The sequence below is a fragment of the Sphingobacterium sp. GW821-FHT03E03 genome (genome assembly GCF_059420745.1).
Map to the genome: position 1 here is coordinate 398,247 of NZ_JBWKUH010000001.1, position 20,980 is coordinate 419,226.

Consider the following 20,980-nt stretch of genomic DNA (forward strand, 5'->3'; position numbering starts at 1 on the left):
GCAAACTAAAATGTGGTTGCAAATTTTCAGAGCGAGATCTGCGTTTATTTTAAGCATACTCCAGCCCCTGCTGCTTGGTTTTCCACTCCTTGTACTTTTCCCGCATACAATGACCACATGGCCTATATCCATGGCTGACAGCATCAGTTTCATCCCGAAAGAAAACACGATGTTCGACTTTCATCCGTTTACCCGTGGCACAGTTTAAACGACCGTAAATCTTAGCCTTTTTATACCCGCCCAAGGTAATTTCACCCTTTCGAATGCAGGAACTTAAGGACTTCGTTCTATCAGCCGCTGTTCCTCCTAAATCTATATGTCTGACCATTGACTGGGATTAGTTTTTATGATTTAGCGTCATGAAAGATCAGCCCTAACGTATGTCGCTCGCCGCTATGAATAGTCGATACCCCGTGTTTCATAGTTACGCGATAGTAACCTCTTGCGCCTTTAACCGGACGAAAATTAGTCGTAAAGATGATCATATCACCGCGGTTGGGTTTTAAGACATTAATCTTAGACTGCGCCCGTGGTATCTGTTCCGTGATAACAAACTCACCACCGGCATAATCCTGATCCACCTGATCCAACAGCAATACGATTTGCATGGGAAAGTAAATTTCACCGTATAGATCCTGGTGTAACGTATTAAATCCGCCAGCATTATACTTTAAAATAAGGACGGTAGGTTCCACCTGTCCATGCTGCTGACAAAGTTCTCGCATGGCAGCATGCGAAGCCGGAAATCTTCGGTCCATATTAAGCTCCTGCATCCATTGATTGGCGACTGGTGCAATCAATGTGTATACTTTTTCCCTTATTGTCGTAATCAGCTCGGGCAAGGGATATTGAAAGTATTTATATTCCCCCAAACCAAAGCGATAACGCTCCATTACAATAGTTTTTCGATACCTATTGTCAGCACCGTAAGCTGCAACCAGTTCATCACATTCGACTTGATTTAATAGATCAGGTACAATCACAAAGCCCTTATCATGTAGTTCCCTGGTGATGACTGTCCAATCCCTGACCAGCAATCTAGATGCTATATTTTCCATGACGATAATTTTCAACAGCTCAAAATTAGGCCTATCAATCAAGGTAAAAAATCCGAAACCTGCTGTTTTTCCTTTTTTGGAGATATATCATCAATCTTGACAAAATGCGCAACAAATTATCATTCATATCGAGCACCATTTTTTGCTAAAACGATCGAAAAGAGCAGTTTAAACAAAACAATGAGCAGCTTCAGTATAAAAACTAAAAAAAGAATAGGTTTTAAAGATACGAGCCAGAAAATCAGGAATAAATACAGATCGGCAGAATGGCAGATTTTCAACCGTAGACAAACAGGCTAGGGAAAGCTTTTTGAGAAAAAGCGATTAAAAAATAAAAGTGAATCCTTTTAGAAATGAATATTTAGAAAGAGAATTTAAGGAAACAAATTAAAGAATAAAACATAGGTTAAATGGAAAGAGCCCAGTGGAATACCGAGCTCTAGTACAAAAAACTTAATTTTGTTAATCCGTCTAACTGTTGAGGTTCACCTCAATAGTGGACGATTCCTATTTTTTTTATGTTGTTGACACTATTTATTTAATGAAGCCATATCAATGACAAACCGGTATTTTACATCACTGTCCAATACACGTTGGTAAGCCTCGTTCACGTAATCGATGTCAATCAATTCGGTTTCTGGAAGGATATTATGTTCAGCACAAAAATCAAGCATATCCTGTGTTTCCTGTATACCACCAATGCTTGAAGCCGTCAAAATTTTATTTCCTCCCATAATCGAGCGTCCGTTAATTTCCATTGGCGCTGCTGGGATACCAACACAGATGTATACACCCTTGGTTTTTAGTAATGCCAAATAGAGATTATAATCATGAGGCGCCGATACGGTGTCTATGATAAAATCAAAATAGGCTGAAAACTCCTTTAACTCCGAAGACTCATGCGTATTTAAAAACTTCTGGGCACCTAACAGCGCCGCATCTGCTTTTTTACGGGGCGAATGGCTAATCATCGTAACTTCAGCTCCCATGGCGACAGCGATCTTCACTGCCATGTGGCCTAAACCACCTAACCCTAGCACGCCAACTTTATGCCCCTTGCTGATATTCCATCGTTTCAAGGGCGAGTAAGTGGTGATCCCCGCACAAAGTAAAGGAGCCACCTTTTTGATATCAAGCGATTCCGGTACATGCAAGACAAAGTCTGCATCAGCCACAATATTATCGCTATACCCACCATAGGTGCAAGAGTGATCGTGCATCACATCCGTGCTATTATAAGTCCACACCGTTTTCTTCTCCGAACAAAACTGTTGCTGATCCGTTTTACAATTATCGCACTCACCACAGGATGCCACCATACAACCGACACCGGCTAGATCACCTTTTTTAAACTTGGTCACCGCACTGCCTACCACACTAATGCGGCCAACGATCTCATGCCCCGGAACAATTGGATATTGTGTCCCACCCCACTCATCATGCACCTGGTGAATATCTGAATGGCAAATACCACTATACAAGATATCGATTAGCACATCATTTGAACCAAGTTCTCTTCTTTCAAATTCCCAATATTCAAGCGGGGAATTGCCATCCTTCGCCGCGTAACCTTTCGATTTAATCATTCTTTTGTTTTTTATAAAATACCAATTGGATCCAAATTATCAATAAATAAGATCCATTTACCACGTTGTGCGAAGTTAATGGGGATTTGCCCGAAAAAAAGAATCTGTCAGGCATTATTGACATTGAACAAACAATGAAAATCGCAAAATGTTCTTGGTCAACCGCTCTGAACAGTCAATTTGATGCCTTTCAAATTTTAATCCCTTTCAAAATCAATCTCATAGCCCCTGATCACCTTCATGAGCTTTCTTTAGAAGCACCAATCTAGCATTCTCTAAATACTGGACAGGTAATATTCCTCTTGCATTTAATTGATTATTTCTCCATTACCATCCGCCAAACGTTCACGGAACCGCTTAAGCTCTTCGGGGCTCGGTCTGACCCAGTCGCTTACTTCACCGATGATTTTCAATGCCATTGTGGAGCGATAAGAACGAGTCGGGTTACCTGGGAATTTTTTATCTGTTAGATTTGGATCATTTTCATAGTTTCCCATTGGTTCAATAATATAAACACGTTCGCGACCATCGCCTCTCGCCAAAGCCGCCGCGAGTCCAGCTCCATTAACTAATGCGGTGAAATAAATATGATTCATGGTAAGTTCAGATTGATAGTTGGAATTACCTCCCGCTGTCAATAGCGCACCCACTGGTAAATCAGCTCTTGTACCATGATAAAAAGGACCGGTATCTGATGGTTTTTCAACCAAGACTGCAGCCAAATCAGCATATCCATGAGACTTATCGCTATCCCCCAGCGCTTCATAGCATTTGGCCAGGTTCAAATAAAGATTTGGCAATGCACTCTTAACCGTATCATCATTTAGTTTTAATGCATGGCTCAAGGCCGCCTCCAACCATGTCAATCTGTCGGAAATAGTCTCTTGATTCCGAGCGACATAATAAGCAGCAAGAAAGTGTTCGTGATCGTCTGTGGCTTCGTCCCAAGCTTGCATAAATAAGTGAAGGGCTTCTTCAGTATGCTTGGCTTCTTCCATGCTCATACCCTGAAGACAAAGTTTAACAACGTTGTTGAAAGGTGAAAATTCCATACGCGTATCTTTTTTTACATCGCCGAATGTACCGTTGGCACAGGGAGATTTAAAATCTACATGCACCGGTATCTGCAGGATTAAAGTTCTACATATTTTTATACATTTTCCGTATTTTGTTCGTAAACCATCTCGCATCGACCTTCGGACAATTCGTAATTATTCCTAAAAACAGCAGATTGACCTAAAGGTTTCCCCCCCCTTATATTGTCGCAATTGCACCTCATCCATGCTTCTAAACTTCACTAAATTTGAATTGATAATCAAACACTTGAAACAATGAGAAAGATCAGAATTTTCGAACACATCTCCCTTGATGGCATCATCGAACACGATGGAGATTACGCCTATGGCGCATGGACAACTGCCTATAGAAGTCCCGCAGGAGCGGAAATGCTCTTTCAGGCATATAGCTCAGACTTCGACCTTCTTTTAGGTCGTCAGACTTATGATATCTTTAGTGGCTTCTGGCCCAATGCGGGAGATTTCCCTATGGCCAATGCCATAAATGCTGCAACGAAATATGTCGCAACACACCGTCCCGACAGTCTAACCTGGGGGCCAGTAAAAAATATGGATGAGGACATCGTCGCCGCTATTCATGCTCTTAAGTCAATGGATGGTCCCGATCTGATTGTTGTAGGTAGTTCTACACTGACCTCTCTATTACTTGAGCAGGGTCTCGTCGACGAAGTGGTGCTCATTACCTACCCCGTTTTGCTGGGACATGGCAAGCGCCTACTCTCAGATAAGGTGTACGCCCAGGAACTTGTCTTCCTCGACTCAAAGGCAACCCCGACTGGCATATTCATCAATAGCTATAAATATATTGGACCGCTTAAAAGATAATATTCCTACAATGGATAAGCTCCCCTCCTAGCCAACTTTATACGGGTTAGGAGCTAATATTTCCTAGTTTTACGGGATAAATCATGTTATAAAAGTCTACCCACTTTTTTCAGGAATGGTTAAAATCATTGATTTAAAACTATCGTTTATATAATCATTATCTTACTCATTTGAATATGCCTACTTTCTTGTATATTTGATTTTAAACAAATCATCTCTATGAAAAGAACCTTATTATTCATTGCTATTATTTGCAGTACTTCCTTTGCTTTTGCGCAAAAAACAACGTATAAAGTCAGTACACAATCATCAATAATCAAATGGGATGCGAAGAAAGTCGTCGGTGGTCATGTTGGTACCATTGCCTTGAAAGACGGAACGATCCAAACAGAACAAGGTAAAATTACCGGTGGTGGATTTACCATTGATATGAATTCTATGGCATGTACTGATGCGCCAAAGCTAACTGGCCATCTTAAAAATGAAGATTTCTTTGATGTACCGAAGTATCCAACAGCAAAATTCATTATCAGCAAAGTGGATAACAGCAAGGCTACTCCAGTAATCACAGGGAATCTTACCATTAAAAACAAAACGAAAGCGATATCTTTTCCCGCAAAGGTAACCAGCACTGCTGACGGACTTTCGGCCGAAGCATTAGGTGTAAAGGTAAATCGATTGGATTTTGATATCCAATATCGTTCGGCCAGCTTTTTCTCCGACCTCGGGAATCGGGCTATTGAGGACGAATTTACATTGGACATTCAGATCAAAGCCGCGAAATAGCTTTGATAACAAACAATGATGTAGCAAAAAAACTGCGACATCATTGTTTGTCTAAAGCAGCTCAATCCCCTGAGCGATATATTTACGCATCTGGGGGCTCGTTGATTCATGTTCTGTCACAATGATATCAAGCTTTTTGGTTTTATCGATGATAAAGCTTGACTCCGTATCAAATTTATCGGAAGTACACAATCCAACGATGCGAACACTCTGTTTCATCATTGCACGTTTCGTTTCAGCATCTTCCTGATAATTACAGGACAAATTTTCAGGAGTAATTGAACAAACGCCCAAAAAGTATAAATCAGCTTTAAAATTGGCAATGCTTTCCAACGTAGTATTGCCAAAAGTGGTAAAGGCGGACTTATAAAGTCGGCCTCCCAAAAATATGATATCGATCAAAGGATGGTCTTCGATCACACTCGCGACAGGAAAACTATTCGTAATGATAGTGACTTTAAGATCCTTTGGTAAAATTTTAGTCAACTCCAGGATAGATGTACCCCCATCGAAAAAAAGTACCTGATCATCTTTTATTAATGATAAAGCTTTTTGTGCAATAATCTTTTTCTGTTCCAACCCTGCTTTCTCGCGATCACGATAATGATATTTTTTTTGCACAATGCTGTGAGCTCCCCCCCGTACTGCGCGAAGAAGATCCCGATCATTCAATTCCTTGATATCTCTCCGTATGGTATCTTCAGATACCGAAAGCTTTTTGCTCAAGGTTTGAAATGAAACCGAGCCCTCCCTATTGGTGATATCTAAAATGGTTTGCAGACGATCGTACTTTAGCATAGGAACAAATATATAGATTTACCAGAATAAAATGAATTGCAAAAACTTGCTATAATTGCAATATTTTGCAATTATATAATTACATTTGTGCAATAATAAAGATAAAACTTATGATAAAAAAGACAATTTCCATTGATATGGACGGTGTACTTGCAGACATCCAACGGCACTATCTTTCACATTATTTTGAAGAAACGGGTATACGGATAAATGAAAACGATATCATAGGGCTGAAGGAAGCGAATTGTTTACCTGATCAGACGGCAGTCTTACGGTATTTGCATACACCAGGCTTTTTCCGCAGTATTCCTGTTGCACAAGATGCACAAGACGTGGTGAAGGAATTACAAAACTATTATGAGATTTTTGTCGTATCTGCCGCAATGGAATTTCCCAATAGTCTTTTAGAGAAACGGGAATGGCTACAGGAGTATTTTCCATTTATTTCGTGGAAGAACATCGTATTCTGTGGGAATAAAAGTATTATCGACACCGATTTTCTTATTGACGATCATCTAAAGAATCTAGACAGTTTTTCTGGAAAAGGGCTTATGTTTAATACATTTCACAATGTCAATGAGCACCGATTTGAACGGTTGAAGAACTGGACTGATGCACATCGTTTTTTTGTTGCTGACCTGCAAAATAAAACGTTCAACTGAGTAAGTTATAGCTGGCCAATCACAAGAGGTAATTGCCCAGCTATAGTTTGCAAGAATTTATCTTCTAGCCTGGAATTTCCAATAAGTCCAATAAGACACGGAAAGTGAAAGCATAAGAAAAGCAACGACGATAAGCGAGACTGAAATTCCATAAAATTGGGCAACTCCACCCAACAAGGCGGGGCCCAACAACTGTCCCGAGTGCCCCAATGTTGACATAACCGGAATACTTGCTGATGCCCCAACCCCTTTTAAATTTCCGGCATGACTAAATAAAATCGGAACAATATTAGCGGCACCAAAGCCCAATAGAATAAACCCGGCTAATGCACCCCAATAAGAAGGCGATAAAACAGCTACCAGCAAACCGAATACCGCTAAGAGTCCCCCTCCGACCACAACAACCCGATGATCTAACCGGACAACAAGTACATCGCCAAAAAGTCGCATTGTTGCCATGGCGATGGAAAAGGCAGCATATCCTATCCCCGCAATTTCAAGCGGTGCATTTTTTTCCTCATGTAAAAATACTGCACTCCAATCCAACATTGAACCTTCGGAGAGATAAGCACAGAAACAGAGCATGCCCAGAAATAAAACATGCAAATTGAACCAACCAGCCCATTTGGACTGACCTGCAGCCATTTTCTTATCATCATGATGACTATTAATGCGTATTTCATCATCATGCGCATACAACCTACGGTACATGACGAACATAATTACAACGATCAGTAAGGAGATCAATAACATGGCATAGGTAGCCTGAAACCCTAGCTTTATCAACAGTCCTAATCCGAGCGACCCCGTTAATCCTCCCACACTAAAAATACCGTGCAGACCGGATAAGATCGGCCGATCAAAGAGTTTCTGGATAAGGATTGAGTGCGCATTTGCGGAAACTTCTATTCCTCCCATACACATACCAAAAAAGAATAGTGTAATCCCCATTGTTATGATGGAATTAGCAATTAACAACATTGGCAGTATAAGTGCGAGTGTGATACCCGAAAGAAAGATAATTTTTCTTGTTCCAAATTTATTCAGAAGGATGGTCGAAAATGGCATAATAAAAAGAGCTCCGCCGCCGATAAGAAGCATCAAAAGTCCCAATACACCATCATCTATTCCGAGCCGTTGCTTAACATAAGGAACGACAGGTGCCCAACTGGCGAGTCCCAACCCACACACAAAAAAGATAAACCTGACAGCATTTCTCGCTGTATCCGGACGAATGGGTAATGATTTAATTTCCATATAATTTGAGATAAACTAAAATAGTATAGCGATAGACTTGTCTAGGCTTAGTCGTACAAAACTATCAATAATAAATCAAAATAGAAGCATATTATTGCATAATATTGCAAAAAATGCAAATTAAAGCAACAAAAAAACCAATCCCATTAAATAATACCGTCATTAGTAATCGTTTATAATTTTTATTTCAAGGACTAATATCTCCCTACATTTTTTGGCACATTAATCTTCACCCTCTATTTTTGCTATAATCATGATTTATAGCTAAATTACTATTAGAAAGTGAAATCTTTCCAACAAAAAGGCTTGAGTCATCCGGTATGGGCAAAATGTTTATTTTACCACATGAACTATAAAACGATAGGCTATTTTCTTTTATCAACACTAATTATAGGCTCACTCTATACAAACGGTTGGTTTAATATATCTTATACATTCCGACAGCTTATAGGGAGTATATTCATCATAGCTTACTTTGCAGGAACGGTCTTCTTCATTCGCGCACCTATTTTGAGAGATAAACAATTAAAAAGACATCTCTTAATAAGATTGGGTATCTTAATACTAATTGGCCTTATTATCATTATTTCCCAATGGTATATGCATAAAGAAAATGATCGCTTGGGTGCTGGCTATTTATTGTATTTCGAAATGCTCGGTTTTGGAATTCCGCTCCTCATTTATACGGTAATAGAATCAATTTGGTTATTAGTGAAGAAGAAATATGCAGCGCTGTGCATCAATCTGCTGTTGGCGATGGGAATCTATTGTATTGTTATCTTTAGCGGACTTTTCGGTTTTTAAATTGGTTGTCGTTTTCTGCAAGGCAAATCCTAATATTTTAAAATCACTTGAAAATAAACCCGTTCCAACACCTTTCTTTATAAATGAACGGGATTATTCCCCATAAATAAACTAAAAATATGTTAACTCGAGCAGAAAAATTACAGCAGATTATTGATTGGGCACAAAACAATACGGATATTCGGGCAGTTCTCCTAACAAGCTCCTTGGTAAATCCACTGGCGCCAGTTGATGAATTAAGTGATTTAGACATCGAACTTGTATTTGATGACAACACCAAGTATCTCACCAATAAGAATTGGCTGAATAACTTTGGCACTCCTATCGCCATGATTGAAGAGGATGAAAGCTACTTCGATAGCAAACATGCCATGAAAATGGTTTTATATACAGATCACATAAAAGTTGATTTTAAGTTATATAGTAAGCCTAATTTTTTGGAAGAGGTGCGCCAAAGCCCGTTATGTGAAGATTGGGATATTGGTTATCAAGTACTCCTTGACAAAGAGGGCATAACGGAAGCGATCCAAAAACCCTCCTATCGAGTGTCAATCATAAAAAAACCTACCGAGCAAAAATTCAGACAGCTACTCAATGATTTTTGGTGGGACTGTACTTATGTCGCCAAGTGTCTCGTAAGAGAGGATATTTTTTATGCAAAATTTATGTCCGAAAACAATATACGTACCGATTATCTGGTACCGCTGATTGAGTGGTATATCGCTAACCAGCATGATTGGAACATCACAACCAATAAACATGGACGCCTATTTAAAAAATACCTGACCGAGCAAACCTGGGGAAAAGTAATGCGGACTTTTTCAGCCGGCGATATCAATGAAAATTGGACGGCCCTATTTGCAATGGCCGATCTCGTCGCCGAAATTGGCAGGGAACTAGCGAATAAATTGGGCTATACATACCCTACAAAACTCGAACAGGATATCAGAATATATCTCAATGCCCTAAATACGAAATGAATTTGATTAATTTTTTAATATCTTTAATTATTGTATTTTCCACAACTCAAAATTGATCATTATGATGATAAAAACACTAACATTGAATATGTTCTTCCTGCTATTGACCATGAGCGTTTTCTCGCAAAACCATGCAGGAATAAGATCGCTCCTAAACAAGGATTCAGAATTTATTTTCCCACAGACAGTGCAAAAGATCGAAACAGCTTTAAATGCGAAAACGGTCTACTATGAAGATGCCAATGAAGAAAAATATGCCAAATGGTTGACCAATTCCGGCCTGGAACTATATACCAGTCTTGGAAAAGATAATACCATCAATGAAATCTTTTTTGATATCCCAGAAGATCAAGTGCTTGTTGTCGAGGGCTTGCCTTTTAATCTCGTGATGAACAAAACCACGCTTAAGGAAAGCGCAGCTAAATTCAGTAAATATGCGGCCAAAACGCAAAAAATGGAGGAAGGAAGTACCTTTCCAGGAGGTTCAAAACTTACCTTTAAAAAGGGAAAACATTATGCTACTTTAATTTTTGACAGTAAAAATCTATTGAGATTTATAGGCCTTACCACGGAACTTATTGGACCTGGCGTAAATTAATAAGTAACTGGGTACTTTGATTCCTATCAAAGTCTATACCGGAGAGAGATGGCCCGCCAGATATGATTTGCAAGATCCGGGTCCAATTCATGCTGCTGAAAAGACCATCTCTCTTTGTTCTTAACCAAAGTTTGCAAGAGACCATCTAACAGAATATCCAATGCTGTTTCTTCTTTTGTCGGACACTTTTTCAACAATTGAATCTGAAAATCTCTTTCCTGATATGTAATGCGGAAAATCTGTCCTTTATATGCTGTATTTAACTGTCCAATTGTATCTTCCATAGCATCTAACTCAAATTTAGTCTAATCTGTAAAACCGTATGGTCAGCCTATCTAAAAGATCTCAACCATATCGGAGCACTCATACACTTCTCCTAAATATCCAAAATAGGCTTACGAATAAGTGATCATATGCTAAATAAGTATGTAAATATAAAAATAAAAAACAGTATTATACTAATTATTTTAGTATAAAATATTCTGATTTTTTAATCTGGATTATTCGGTATCTTCGCTTCTATATATTCATTACGGTGTCCAACCCACGCTTCAAGCCCTCAAAGGTCGACAACTTACTTACAGCCATCAAAATCCCTTTTATGTACGGTTCTGCGCCATTACCTGCATCGTGATGAAGGATTAACGTTTCGTCCTTTCCACCAAATATCGCCTCAACACCGAGAATATGTCCCGGTAAGCGTACGGAATGCACCTGTACACCATTTATGCTTGATCATAGTTCCTTTTTTTGATCGTCCAACGCTCAGATGTTATTTCTTTATGGCCACTATCGCATAAACCATTGGAATTTTGTCCTCCAGTAGTTCAATCCGATATTTATTCTTTTCAAATTCAATCGTCCCGTTAAAACAATTATAGGGGGAATAATCAAATTCATCAAGTTGCGCAATTTGGAGTCCATTTTTAATCAGACTATTGACCACTTCACTTATACCATGATTCCACATGACATACTCCTCTGTTATAGCCGCATTTCTATCCGCATAAGTTCCGTTTGCAGTTTCTATAATTGCTCCTGAATTAAAATACCGATAACCTATTTTTTCAAAATTATCATCAAACATCCAAACGACAGGATGGAACTCAACAAACACAAATTTCCCATTGGGCTTCAAAAATCTGGAAATAACCTTTGCCCATTCATCTAAATCAGGCAACCAGCCGATTGTACCATAACTCGTAAAAACATAGTCAAATTGCTGATCCAAATGATTCGGCAGATCGTATAGATCACAACAGATAAAACGAACATCGGCATTTATCTGTTCAGCAATTTTTCGTCCACTTTCAATAGCCTTATCGGACAAGTCGACCCCCGTGACTTCAGCACCGAGCCTACTCAACGAAATTGTGTCTTGACCAAAATGACATTGCAAATGTAATATTGTTTTCCCCTGAATATCATCAAGCAGATCTAACTCAATATCATTCAAAGAACTTCTCCCTTGAAGAAAACCCGGGAGATCATAAAATTCCGACTTGAGATGTGAATCCGTTCTACTATTCCAGGACGCTCTGTTTATATCCAAATAGTGCTGTTCTTTATTCATAGCTAAATCTACCTTTTTTATCCGTATTATTTATAACATTAACTCATGCTTAAAGAAGAATTAACGTTCTTAACAGCTGAATACTTCATTGTTTTAAGAAGGTCAGATTAATATTGGAATGTTGATAACGTCCTAACCTATTATTCTCTGTTAATTTGAGCCTGTTGTCTGCAAGCACAAATGTCAGTCCTGTAAAATCGTAATAACTCCAATAAGCTCTTGTAAAAAAGTGGAATGAACGAAAAGGAATATGATCAAAGTCAAAAAAATAACTGTGCGCTGTATTCAGGCTGTCAATGATTAAAAGTTTATTGCTTTTAGGTTTTTCAATAATTAAATATTGGTACAATGGAATCTGGTCTTTTTCCGTTTTTATCCAGCCAAAGTCTCCATTTGTTACACAGGCTTTCACCGCCAATTTTTCAATTCTTCCGTTAGCTAATTCAAATGCTCGATAATATTGCGGTTCGGCAATATTGTCAAAGTATATTTTCACACTGCTGGTATCAAGTTCCTCATTGGTTTGATACAAGGGGAGATATTCCGTACCAGTAGACCAATCTGTTTTAACATCGATCTGCGATGGCATCTGAGAGAAAAAAGTTAGGGTATCATTTTTAATTACAAAGGATCCTCTGGATTGATTCTCATAGCCCACATCCTCCCCCGTTTTCAGGGGAAGGTTTGTTTCCTTATAAAAATAACTATGATCCCTGAAGTTCAGCACCAATTCATTGGTAGAATCGCTTTTATACGTTATGATTTCAGCATGATGATCAACCAGATGAGATGTGTCGCCGCCTGTTTTCTGGCCATTATTCCCACAAGATTGCGATGCAAATAGTACCAGTAGCAGTATTTTATAATTTTCCAGTGCCAACATGACGTTCAAATTTTAAAATATAACATGATTCATTTATCATCCCTCTGCCTAAAAAACACATGAAAAGCAACTATTTCGCCTTTTCAATTTTTATATCAGATGGCCCATCTCCATAGTATGTAGGCTGCTGTTCAACCATCTTTGGATTGCCATTTTCGTCTTTTTCCAATTTTTTAATACCCGTTCTTGGTGGACGTTTGGTATCCAGATCCATCTCGAAAGAAATGGTAATTTTATCATTTATCCCAAGACTGCTTCCTTCATTATCAAAAACCTGCAAATCATCTGCTGTGAACTTCTCTGGGATATACATTCCGTTTTTATTGTCCTTATACCCCAAATCTATACTGCCGATGTAATCACCTTTTCCTTTTGGTTCGGAATACAACGAAACAGCAATTTCCATATCGCTACGGACTGTTACGTCACTGTTAAGGTAAGGGTATCCTGTTAAACTAAAGCGCTTACCAGCATTATCCTTGTTTTGATTTAGTTTTTCAAACTGATCTGCATTAATTGGAGTTGCCGGTTGATCCTTTCCACCACCACAACTTGATATCGCAAAAGTTGCAGCTGTTAGCAGAGTCATCACAGTCCTTTTCATTGTTTTCATATTATTATCATTAAAAGTAATACCTTAATTAAACCAATCCGTTGTTGCAGCAGTATCCTGAGATAACAAACCCAACAATCAAATATAGAATAAGCTGGCACCACTTTTAGACCGGTCTAATATTCGCCTGAACCCAATGAATATCCGCCTATCAATTACAACGTTTCGGAGTTAGAGTCGTACAGGAATTGACTTAATTTAAGCGTTCTTTCCCCTTACAGCTTTTTCATTACTACTTTTATCCGCTTTTATGAAATCCTTATTTTATCAATACTGCAAATAATAATACAGTTGCGTACCTAATGAATAAGCTAATCCTAGCAATATCATGACTGGTAAAACATACAATAAGGAATAATATTTGGCAATAAAATCAAAAGATCCTTTGCTGCTACTTACCTCCTCTGTTTCAAAATAGTTTTCCAGATCTTGCTTTGCCGAAACTGGAAGGTAGTGAATATACTGTTGGCCTGTTTTTAAAGTTATTCGCAAGACAAAATATAACCTTAACGAATCAAATATTCGAAAGAATTTAATATCTTGAATAGCGATGTTTTTCCCGTTCACAATGATTTGGTTTTCCTCAAAAATCATATCATCTGCTCTCGATTTTATTTTCGACACAAATAATGAATACGGGAAACCTATGACTAAGACTGCATTCCATAAGGGATGAATATTGCGAATTAATAGTGTGCTAGCGAACATGAGCGCAAAAGAAATCAAAGCGGCATATAAGCTATACGAAAGTATTCGATCAAAGTTAAAGGCTTCAGCTTGTAGCGGTTGTTTCATATACAATTATCTCTTCTGGATTAACAGCAGGCTATTTTTCAAATTGCCCATTATCAAAGCCCAACTGACTGCTGGGATAAAGCTAGTTCACTACCGCCACAATAATAGATTTATTTACAATTCGCTATCGTCCTTTTACAATATGTCTGTTTTCATGATTTTCAGGTTTCGGTATCAGCCTACAATCTGCTCTCTCAAATTTTCAACCAAATAGTTGTTTTCAATACCCCATTTATCAATGATTGCTATGACGGGCAATAAGCTAATCCCCAAGTCAGTCAGGCTATACTCGACTTTAAGTGGAAGTCCTTGATAAATTTTCTTCACGATAATACCAGCTTGTTCCAATTCATGAAGCTGCATATTGATTACTCTTGGACTCGCATCATGAATAGCACGATGCAATTCACTGGGACGTTTTATACCTTTGCTGATGCCATCCAATATACAGGCTTTCCATTTTCCACCAAGTATTTTCATTGTGACGACTATACCACAGTCAAGATCTTCGGGAATCTTTCTACTATACATAATTTCATAATTTTCATTAAAACTACTGAATTTTGCAATTCCATAGGGAATAATTTTTCCCTGGGTGAATCCTTTTTCCCTTATTGTCAACGTACCGGCTTGTCCTCATATTTGTTGTATAAAAATAAATAAAGAAACATATGGAAACATTGAAAAATCAAATCAGCATTATCGGCCTAGGTCCTATGGGTATAAAAATAGCGCAGCTCTATCTACAAAAAGGTTTTCAGGTCACCGTATTCAATCGAACCGCCGCTAAAGCAGATCAACTGGTAAAAGAAGGTGCTCGATTAGCGAAAAACATCAGCGAAGCCATTGAGGCGAGCCCAGTGAGTATTATTATCATTCATAACTATGCGGTAGCGAATGATCTTTTTTCATCAATCGAAACAGGGAATGCATTAGCGGGTAAACTCATTGTGCAATTGACTACAGGTACATCGCAGGAAGCACGTTTAAGCGAAACCTGGTTTAATGGTAAAACAGCCGATTACCTTGATGGAGCGATACAGGTGGCGCCAGAACAGATGGCGCAGCCGGATACAACAATACTGTTTTCGGGCAATAGCAGAAAATATCTTGAAATCGAAGATACATTGAAAATTTTGGGTGGGAATCTAAAATATCTAGGCGAAAATATTGGTGCAGCAGCAGCCATGGACACAGCTACACTTTCCTATATCTACGGCGCAGCAGCAGGTTTTCTACATGGTGCTTTAATTGCCGAATCTGAAAATTTTGACGTCAGGGAATATGGCAATATCATCGCAGAAATTGCTCCTGGAATGGGCGAATTTTTAAAGCATGAGGGGGCTGTGATCAGTAGCGGAGATTTTAAGCTTTCCCAAAGCCCACTCGCCATCTCGGTAGAGGCAACAGAAAGAATCCTTGCGACAGCAAAATTAAGTGGAATAAATAGTGAATTTCCCCAGTTTGTAGCAAATTGGCTCAAAAGAGCAAAAGATGCGGGCTATGAACAGGAAGAATTTGCTGCCGTAATTAAGACATTGCGGACACCGCAATAGCCAGGAGCCCGATCACCTAAAAGTAGTTCAACACAAAAACTTTATAATCGGATAGCTTTATGAAACCAAATCTGGTGAGCAAAGCTATCCGATTATAATTAAGATTTACGATCAACCAATTAAAGAATATAATAGAATTGCTCGGCAGGTGCAGTTGGTTTTGGAGTAAATTCGCCAATAGCCTCCAATAGATTCATCTCAATGGTCTGGCAGATCGTTGTCATCGGCGTATCCATGGGTTTATTTTCAAAAGGATCTTGCATTAAGATGGCTGTACGTTCGATAATAATAAAAATAATGGGAATTCCGATCGTCAGCATCATTTTGACCAAGATAACATCATCGTTCAGACTAAAGGGTAATAAGAGCGCAAATAGATAAATCAGAAAATGGATCAGCTTACCATAGGACACCGGAAAAACCGTATTTTTTATGCGCTCACATCGCCCCATTGAATCCGAAAACCGCGTTAGAATCTCGTCTGCAGCAACCTGCCGAAATTCAGTAATCAACCCCTCCTGGGCCAATAAACGCAAATGCTTTCCATGCGCATTTAAAATTCCGTAAACAGCATTGGTGTCATTAATTTGATAATTTTCCAAATAGTCGCTTACCCTTTTTGAATACGGCTCCTTTCGCAGCGATTCGCTCAAGGCATAATTCCATATAATCTGTCTTTCAACAAACATTTTTAGATGGATGTCCTGATCTTTACTGATAAAAGTCTGCAAAAGACGAATTAAGCTACGTGAATCATTGACAATTCCGCCCCAAACAATACGGGCTTCCCACCATCTATCGTAAGATTGCGCAGTTCGAAAAGCCAACAAAAGCGATATGGCTGTACCAACGATGGCAATTAAAGATAAGGGAATTTCCAATGTGAGGAAGTCTTTGTGTTTTGCCAGTAGGCCCACCAGACAGCCAAAAAATACAATTCGAACCAGATCAGTCTGAATGGTTTTTAAGAAGTATGAGACAGAGATCCTCTTATTAAGTAACATATAACAATCGTTCTTTTAATTGAAATAATACATCATATAAATCCGAAAGTTGTTTTTTTGTTTTAAAAGACTAAAAACAAAATGTTAAAAACCTACAATAAAGCGAATTATTTTTCATCATCTCTATTGACATTATTGCTGATCTTATGGACAGATTTTCAGGTAAAAAAACAAAAATAATGCCGTATTACACAAGATTTCCTTAAATTGTATCCGCTTGATTTAACAGGCGTATAATACGATGGATATATTGGATTTAGATAAAGAATATTGGGACAATCGCTATAAAAACAGAGAGACCGGATGGGATATCGGTTATGCCTCACCGGCATTAATCGAATATGCGGAAACGGTAATTCCCAAAGAGGCTTCTATTTTGATCCCTGGCTGTGGAAATGCACACGAAGCGAAAGCGCTACTTGACAAAGGGTTTAAAAACATCACTTTACTTGATATTGCACCAACATTAGTCAATCAGGTTCAAAAAGAGTTTGGTGAAGCTGCACAGATCCAGATTATCTGCGAAGATTTTTTTGAACATGGCGAAAAATACGATTATATTCTCGAGCAGGCTTTTTTCTGTGCATTAGATCCGATTCTACGTGAAAGATACAGCAACAAAATCGCCGATCTGCTCCAACCACATGGTATCCTTGCAGGTCTATTGTTTAACAGAGCATTTGAATCAGCAGGTCCACCCTTTGGCGGAAACAAAACGAAATATCAACGACTGTTTCAAGTAGCCTTTGATATTTTAAAAATGGAGGACTGTTTTAACAGCATCCCCCAAAGACAAGGCAGCGAGCTTTTCATTGCATTAAGGAAGAAATAGCTTATTTACCAGGCATCACCTGATAAGTCGGGTCCTCCCTAATATTAACGACAGCGATTCCCTCGGCATTTTTGAGTAAGGAACGACAATCCTCACTGAGATGCCAAAGCTCTATCTTCTTCTGTTGTGCGGCATAACGCTCCGTGATTTTATTTAACGCATCTACAGCCGACATGTCAACCACTCTACTTTCCTTAAAATCCAAAATGACGCGATCGGGATCCTCAGAGATATCAAACTTATCCAAAAAATTAGCTGTAGATCCGAAAAAAAGAGGACCATATATTTCATAATGCTTTATACCATCTTGGTCGAGGTATTTTCTAGCCCGTATCCGTTTCGCATTATCCCAGGCAAAAACCAATGCAGACACGACGACACCAACAAGTACAGCTAAGGCCAAATTGTGCAATAACACTGTTATTCCAGCAACAAGAATGCCAACGAAAATATCTGATTTCGGAAATTTATTGATGATCCGGAAACTCACCCATTGAAAAGTTCCGATCGCCACCATCATCATCACCCCGACAAGTGCTGCCATTGGGATCTGCTCAATAAAAGGAGCACCGACCAGGATAATCACCAGGATTGTTATGGCCCCGATAAAAGCGGATAGTCGGGTCCGTGCACCAGCATTCAGATTCACCAGCGTCTGGGCCACCATGGCACATCCCCCCATTCCACCAAAAAATCCGTTAATTGCATTTGCTATCCCTTGCGCCATAGACTCACGATTTGCGTTCCCCTTGCTAGCTGTAATTTCATCAACCATATTAAGGGTTAAAAGAGACTCAACAAGTCCCACAGCAGCCATCACCAGGGAATATGGAAAGATCAACTGCAATGTCTCCCAACTCCAGGGAACATTGGGCAGATGAAAATGTGGCAGTGATCCGCTGACTGAAGCAATGTCCACGACCTTCTTGGTTTCGACACCCAGCAGGGAAACCAGACCAAAAACGACTAAAATAGCTATTAACGAGGCAGGAATTGCTTTTGTCAGCCGGGGAAAACCGATAACAATCAACATCGTTAACAATGTAAGTCCCCCCATAATATATAGTGTCGACCCTGACATCCAGGCTGTGCCTGTTCCACTGCTCACTTTAAATTGGACAACCTGCGCCATGAAAATAATAATGGCCAATCCGTTCAAGAAACCATACATAACAGGCTGCGGAATCAGCCGAACAAATTTACCCCATTTAAAAAGACCGACCAAAAATTGCAATAGACCTGCCAGGACCACTGCGGCGAAAAGATAATCGATACCATGACTTGCTGCAAGCGCCATCAGAACGACAATAGTCGCACCCGCTCCACCAGATACCATACCCGGTCTTCCTCCCAAAACAGCTGTCACAAGCCCCATTAAAAAAGCCGCATAAAGCCCTGTCAGAGGAGGCAATCCCGCTAATATTGCAAATGAAAGTGATTCCGGTATCATGGTCATGGCAACCGTCAAACCAGCAAATAGCTCGTTCTTAAAATTGATGGATCGCACATTAAAAAATTCAAAGGTATTGTTCATATCAAAATCAGTTGAACAGTTATAAAGCCCTGCAAAGGTAACAATCCGTACCGCAAATCAGCAAGCTATGCGCTGCTAAAAAACAAAGAAATCACAATCCTAAAAACACTTTTAGCAACTATTTGTTATTCATTACAAGTTTTATTGCAAAACAGTATATTAACCCTTATGAAACAGCATTCAGGTACATATCGCTCTATTTTATTTTTACTTGTAAATCTATTTACTGCCATTTTTGGGCCTTTGGTCTTTGCCAATTCCACAGCTAGCGGATCCAGTTATACGAGTCAGCCTGTCGTACCATTTTCAATCATAAATCCACCATTGCTAGCAGACAGCACGCAGCTAAAATCACCAACAAACAACATAATCCCTATTGGCCCCAAAAAAAAATTGACGGATAGCATCACCGTATCGATGCAACAGACGAAATGGATTTCCGATCGGATCAATGCCAAATTACCCGATAGTATCGTAAATTATCAAAAGAAAAACTTTCTACGGGCTGGAATCGAATGGTTTTCTATTCAGGCCATACCTGCATCAGTCAATTATTTCATACGGAAAGATCCTGTCTCCCATATTTCCTTCAAAAATTTCTTCAGTCATTTGAAGTTTTCCGCTTGGACATGGGATGACAATCTCTTTGCTACAAATCAGATCGCCCACCCTTACCATGGTCAGTTCTATTTCAATTCATTCCGATCCAACAATTTTAGTTTCCTACAGTCTACGCTCGCGACAGTTGCCGGAAGTTACATCTGGGAGACAGCAGGTGAGACAGAGCCGCCTTCGATCAACGATATTATCAATACCAGTTTCGGCGGAACAATTCTCGGCGAGATGACCCATCGTCTTTCACACCATGTGCTCGCCAGACCAAGTCTCACGAAAGGACAACGTAATAAAAAGGAAATTTTGGCGATGTTGATCAATCCGATGAATGGTTTAAATCGGCTGCTCGACGGCCGCTGGGGAAATACAACCAAAGGTGCCGTGGTTGACAGTTCTTTGGTCCATACCGAAGTAGAGTTGGGAATCCGCAGATTTGATGCCAAGGAGCATAATGTCCTGAGCCGGGGAAAGAATGACATCTACACGCGCATTAAACTGATTTACAACAACGATGATGTCGATAAAAAGAAACCATTTGACGACTTCTTTCTAAATCTTGAGATTGGATCAGATGACAGTTCCATGGTCAATGCAGTTAATGTTTACGCTTCTCTCTATGGAAATCGAATATTATCCAATTTAACAGGCCGACATCGTGGTATCGTTTCCGCTCATTTTGACTTTTTGCGTAATGAAGCGTTCTATTATGGATCACAAAGTATCAATTACAATATTTTTTCCAATTATAACATCAGTAAACGGACCAAGTTGACCACCATTCTGGGCGGTGGCCCAGTCGTACTGGCCGCAGTACCGGATCCCTATCTTCATTTTGGCGAAAGTCGTACCTACGACTACGGACCTGGAGCAGATGTCCGTGCATCAGCAACACTGAGTACGCTCAATCGCTTCAAATTTGGTATAGATTACCGTGGTGGATATTTCGTCACAATCAGTGGTAACAAATCTCACCACTATCTTCATACCGCATCCACCAGCGCATCTGTACGGATCTGGAAAAACTTTGGGGTCAATCTTTACTCTGGATACTTTAGACTTGAAGGTCATTACCAAGACCACAACAATATCAATAAAGATTATCCTTTTATCCGTTTGGCTTTAGCCTACAACTCCGAATACTAAAA

The 20,980-nt window shown here is 39.3% G+C and carries 24 protein-coding genes; 9 read left to right on the top strand and 15 right to left on the bottom strand.

Going from position 1 to position 20,980, the window contains the following annotated elements; translation table 11 throughout:
- Positions 1–49: 49 nt before the first annotated feature.
- From AC07UV_RS01625 to arr, 4 genes are all read right to left on the bottom strand, one after another.
- Positions 50–328, bottom strand: a complete 279-nt coding sequence (locus AC07UV_RS01625) for an Ada metal-binding domain-containing protein (RefSeq protein WP_495182494.1) — start codon at positions 326–328, stop codon at positions 50–52.
- A gap of 16 nt (positions 329–344) precedes the next feature.
- Entirely contained in the window at positions 345–1,058 is a 714-nt protein-coding gene (locus AC07UV_RS01630) for a 2OG-Fe(II) oxygenase (RefSeq protein WP_495182495.1), read from the bottom strand.
- Between the two features lie 530 nt (positions 1,059–1,588).
- On the bottom strand, positions 1,589–2,644 hold the full coding sequence (locus AC07UV_RS01635; protein ID WP_495182496.1) for an NAD(P)-dependent alcohol dehydrogenase: 1,056 nt from the start codon (positions 2,642–2,644) through the stop codon (positions 1,589–1,591).
- Positions 2,645–2,952: 308 nt separating this feature from the next.
- Complete coding sequence (arr, locus tag AC07UV_RS01640) at positions 2,953–3,366, bottom strand: NAD(+)--rifampin ADP-ribosyltransferase (RefSeq protein ID WP_495182731.1); 414 nt, start codon at positions 3,364–3,366, stop codon at positions 2,953–2,955.
- Positions 3,367–3,975: 609 nt separating this feature from the next.
- Here arr and AC07UV_RS01645 point away from each other — a divergent pair.
- The gene (locus tag AC07UV_RS01645) at positions 3,976–4,545 is read left to right on the top strand and encodes a dihydrofolate reductase family protein (RefSeq protein ID WP_495182497.1); all 570 of its coding nucleotides are present in this window, start codon (positions 3,976–3,978) and stop codon (positions 4,543–4,545) included.
- A gap of 219 nt (positions 4,546–4,764) precedes the next feature.
- Positions 4,765–5,331 carry a YceI family protein gene (locus AC07UV_RS01650; protein ID WP_495182498.1) on the top strand — a complete coding sequence of 189 codons (567 nt, stop codon included), beginning with the start codon at positions 4,765–4,767 and terminating at the stop codon, positions 5,329–5,331.
- Between the two features lie 51 nt (positions 5,332–5,382).
- On the opposite strand, the gene AC07UV_RS01655 is transcribed toward AC07UV_RS01650, so the two are convergent.
- Positions 5,383–6,129: a DeoR/GlpR family DNA-binding transcription regulator gene (locus AC07UV_RS01655; protein ID WP_120257019.1), complete on the bottom strand. Its 747-nt coding sequence runs from the start codon at positions 6,127–6,129 to the stop codon at positions 5,383–5,385.
- Positions 6,130–6,239: 110 nt separating this feature from the next.
- Between AC07UV_RS01655 and AC07UV_RS01660 the strand changes: the two genes are divergently transcribed.
- Positions 6,240–6,791: a 5' nucleotidase, NT5C type gene (locus tag AC07UV_RS01660; RefSeq protein ID WP_495182499.1), complete on the top strand. Its 552-nt coding sequence runs from the start codon at positions 6,240–6,242 to the stop codon at positions 6,789–6,791.
- A gap of 57 nt (positions 6,792–6,848) precedes the next feature.
- Here the strand turns inward: AC07UV_RS01660 and AC07UV_RS01665 are convergent, their stop codons facing one another.
- Complete coding sequence (locus tag AC07UV_RS01665) at positions 6,849–8,048, bottom strand: MFS transporter (protein ID WP_495182500.1); 1,200 nt, start codon at positions 8,046–8,048, stop codon at positions 6,849–6,851.
- A gap of 345 nt (positions 8,049–8,393) precedes the next feature.
- On the opposite strand from AC07UV_RS01665, the gene AC07UV_RS01670 reads away from it, so the two are divergent.
- The 3 genes from AC07UV_RS01670 to AC07UV_RS01680 all read left to right on the top strand — a co-directional run bounded on the left by AC07UV_RS01670 (position 8,394) and on the right by AC07UV_RS01680 (position 10,430).
- Complete coding sequence (locus tag AC07UV_RS01670) at positions 8,394–8,852, top strand: hypothetical protein (protein ID WP_495182501.1); 459 nt, start codon at positions 8,394–8,396, stop codon at positions 8,850–8,852.
- 119 nt (positions 8,853–8,971) lie between these two features.
- Positions 8,972–9,832, top strand: coding sequence for an AadS family aminoglycoside 6-adenylyltransferase (locus tag AC07UV_RS01675; protein ID WP_495182502.1), 861 nt, complete (start codon positions 8,972–8,974; stop codon positions 9,830–9,832).
- A gap of 61 nt (positions 9,833–9,893) precedes the next feature.
- A complete protein-coding gene (locus tag AC07UV_RS01680; protein WP_495182503.1) occupies positions 9,894–10,430 on the top strand; it encodes a hypothetical protein in 537 nt (178 codons plus the stop codon).
- A gap of 26 nt (positions 10,431–10,456) precedes the next feature.
- Here AC07UV_RS01680 and AC07UV_RS01685 read toward each other — a convergent pair whose 3' ends face one another.
- From AC07UV_RS01685 to AC07UV_RS01715, 7 genes are all read right to left on the bottom strand, one after another.
- On the bottom strand, positions 10,457–10,714 hold the full coding sequence (locus tag AC07UV_RS01685) for a hypothetical protein (RefSeq protein ID WP_495182504.1): 258 nt from the start codon (positions 10,712–10,714) through the stop codon (positions 10,457–10,459).
- A 235-nt stretch (positions 10,715–10,949) separates the two neighbouring features.
- Positions 10,950–11,144: a hypothetical protein gene (locus AC07UV_RS01690; RefSeq protein WP_495182505.1), complete on the bottom strand. Its 195-nt coding sequence runs from the start codon at positions 11,142–11,144 to the stop codon at positions 10,950–10,952.
- 58 nt (positions 11,145–11,202) lie between these two features.
- A complete protein-coding gene (locus tag AC07UV_RS01695) occupies positions 11,203–12,003 on the bottom strand; it encodes a class I SAM-dependent methyltransferase (RefSeq protein ID WP_495182506.1) in 801 nt (266 codons plus the stop codon).
- A gap of 85 nt (positions 12,004–12,088) precedes the next feature.
- Positions 12,089–12,886, bottom strand: coding sequence for a hypothetical protein (locus AC07UV_RS01700; protein WP_495182507.1), 798 nt, complete (start codon positions 12,884–12,886; stop codon positions 12,089–12,091).
- Between the two features lie 70 nt (positions 12,887–12,956).
- Complete coding sequence (locus tag AC07UV_RS01705) at positions 12,957–13,499, bottom strand: hypothetical protein (protein ID WP_495182508.1); 543 nt, start codon at positions 13,497–13,499, stop codon at positions 12,957–12,959.
- Positions 13,500–13,766: 267 nt separating this feature from the next.
- Positions 13,767–14,294, bottom strand: coding sequence for a hypothetical protein (locus tag AC07UV_RS01710; RefSeq protein WP_495182509.1), 528 nt, complete (start codon positions 14,292–14,294; stop codon positions 13,767–13,769).
- A 174-nt stretch (positions 14,295–14,468) separates the two neighbouring features.
- Positions 14,469–14,825 (bottom strand): winged helix-turn-helix transcriptional regulator, encoded by a 357-nt coding sequence (locus AC07UV_RS01715; RefSeq protein ID WP_495182510.1) that lies wholly within the window; start codon positions 14,823–14,825, stop codon positions 14,469–14,471.
- Positions 14,826–14,965: 140 nt separating this feature from the next.
- Between AC07UV_RS01715 and AC07UV_RS01720 the strand changes: the two genes are divergently transcribed.
- Positions 14,966–15,850: an NAD(P)-dependent oxidoreductase gene (locus AC07UV_RS01720; protein ID WP_495182511.1), complete on the top strand. Its 885-nt coding sequence runs from the start codon at positions 14,966–14,968 to the stop codon at positions 15,848–15,850.
- A gap of 119 nt (positions 15,851–15,969) precedes the next feature.
- Here the strand turns inward: AC07UV_RS01720 and AC07UV_RS01725 are convergent, their stop codons facing one another.
- Entirely contained in the window at positions 15,970–16,854 is an 885-nt protein-coding gene (locus tag AC07UV_RS01725) for a bestrophin family protein (protein ID WP_495182512.1), read from the bottom strand.
- Between the two features lie 241 nt (positions 16,855–17,095).
- Here AC07UV_RS01725 and AC07UV_RS01730 point away from each other — a divergent pair, with 241 nt between their 5' ends.
- Complete coding sequence (locus AC07UV_RS01730) at positions 17,096–17,686, top strand: methyltransferase domain-containing protein (RefSeq protein WP_495182513.1); 591 nt, start codon at positions 17,096–17,098, stop codon at positions 17,684–17,686.
- Position 17,687: 1 nt separating this feature from the next.
- Here the strand turns inward: AC07UV_RS01730 and AC07UV_RS01735 are convergent, their stop codons facing one another.
- Positions 17,688–19,220, bottom strand: a complete 1,533-nt coding sequence (locus AC07UV_RS01735; protein WP_495182514.1) for a SulP family inorganic anion transporter — start codon at positions 19,218–19,220, stop codon at positions 17,688–17,690.
- Positions 19,221–19,388: 168 nt separating this feature from the next.
- On the opposite strand from AC07UV_RS01735, the gene AC07UV_RS01740 reads away from it, so the two are divergent.
- Positions 19,389–20,978, top strand: a complete 1,590-nt coding sequence (locus tag AC07UV_RS01740) for a DUF3943 domain-containing protein (protein WP_495182515.1) — start codon at positions 19,389–19,391, stop codon at positions 20,976–20,978.
- Positions 20,979–20,980 lie beyond the last annotated feature (2 nt).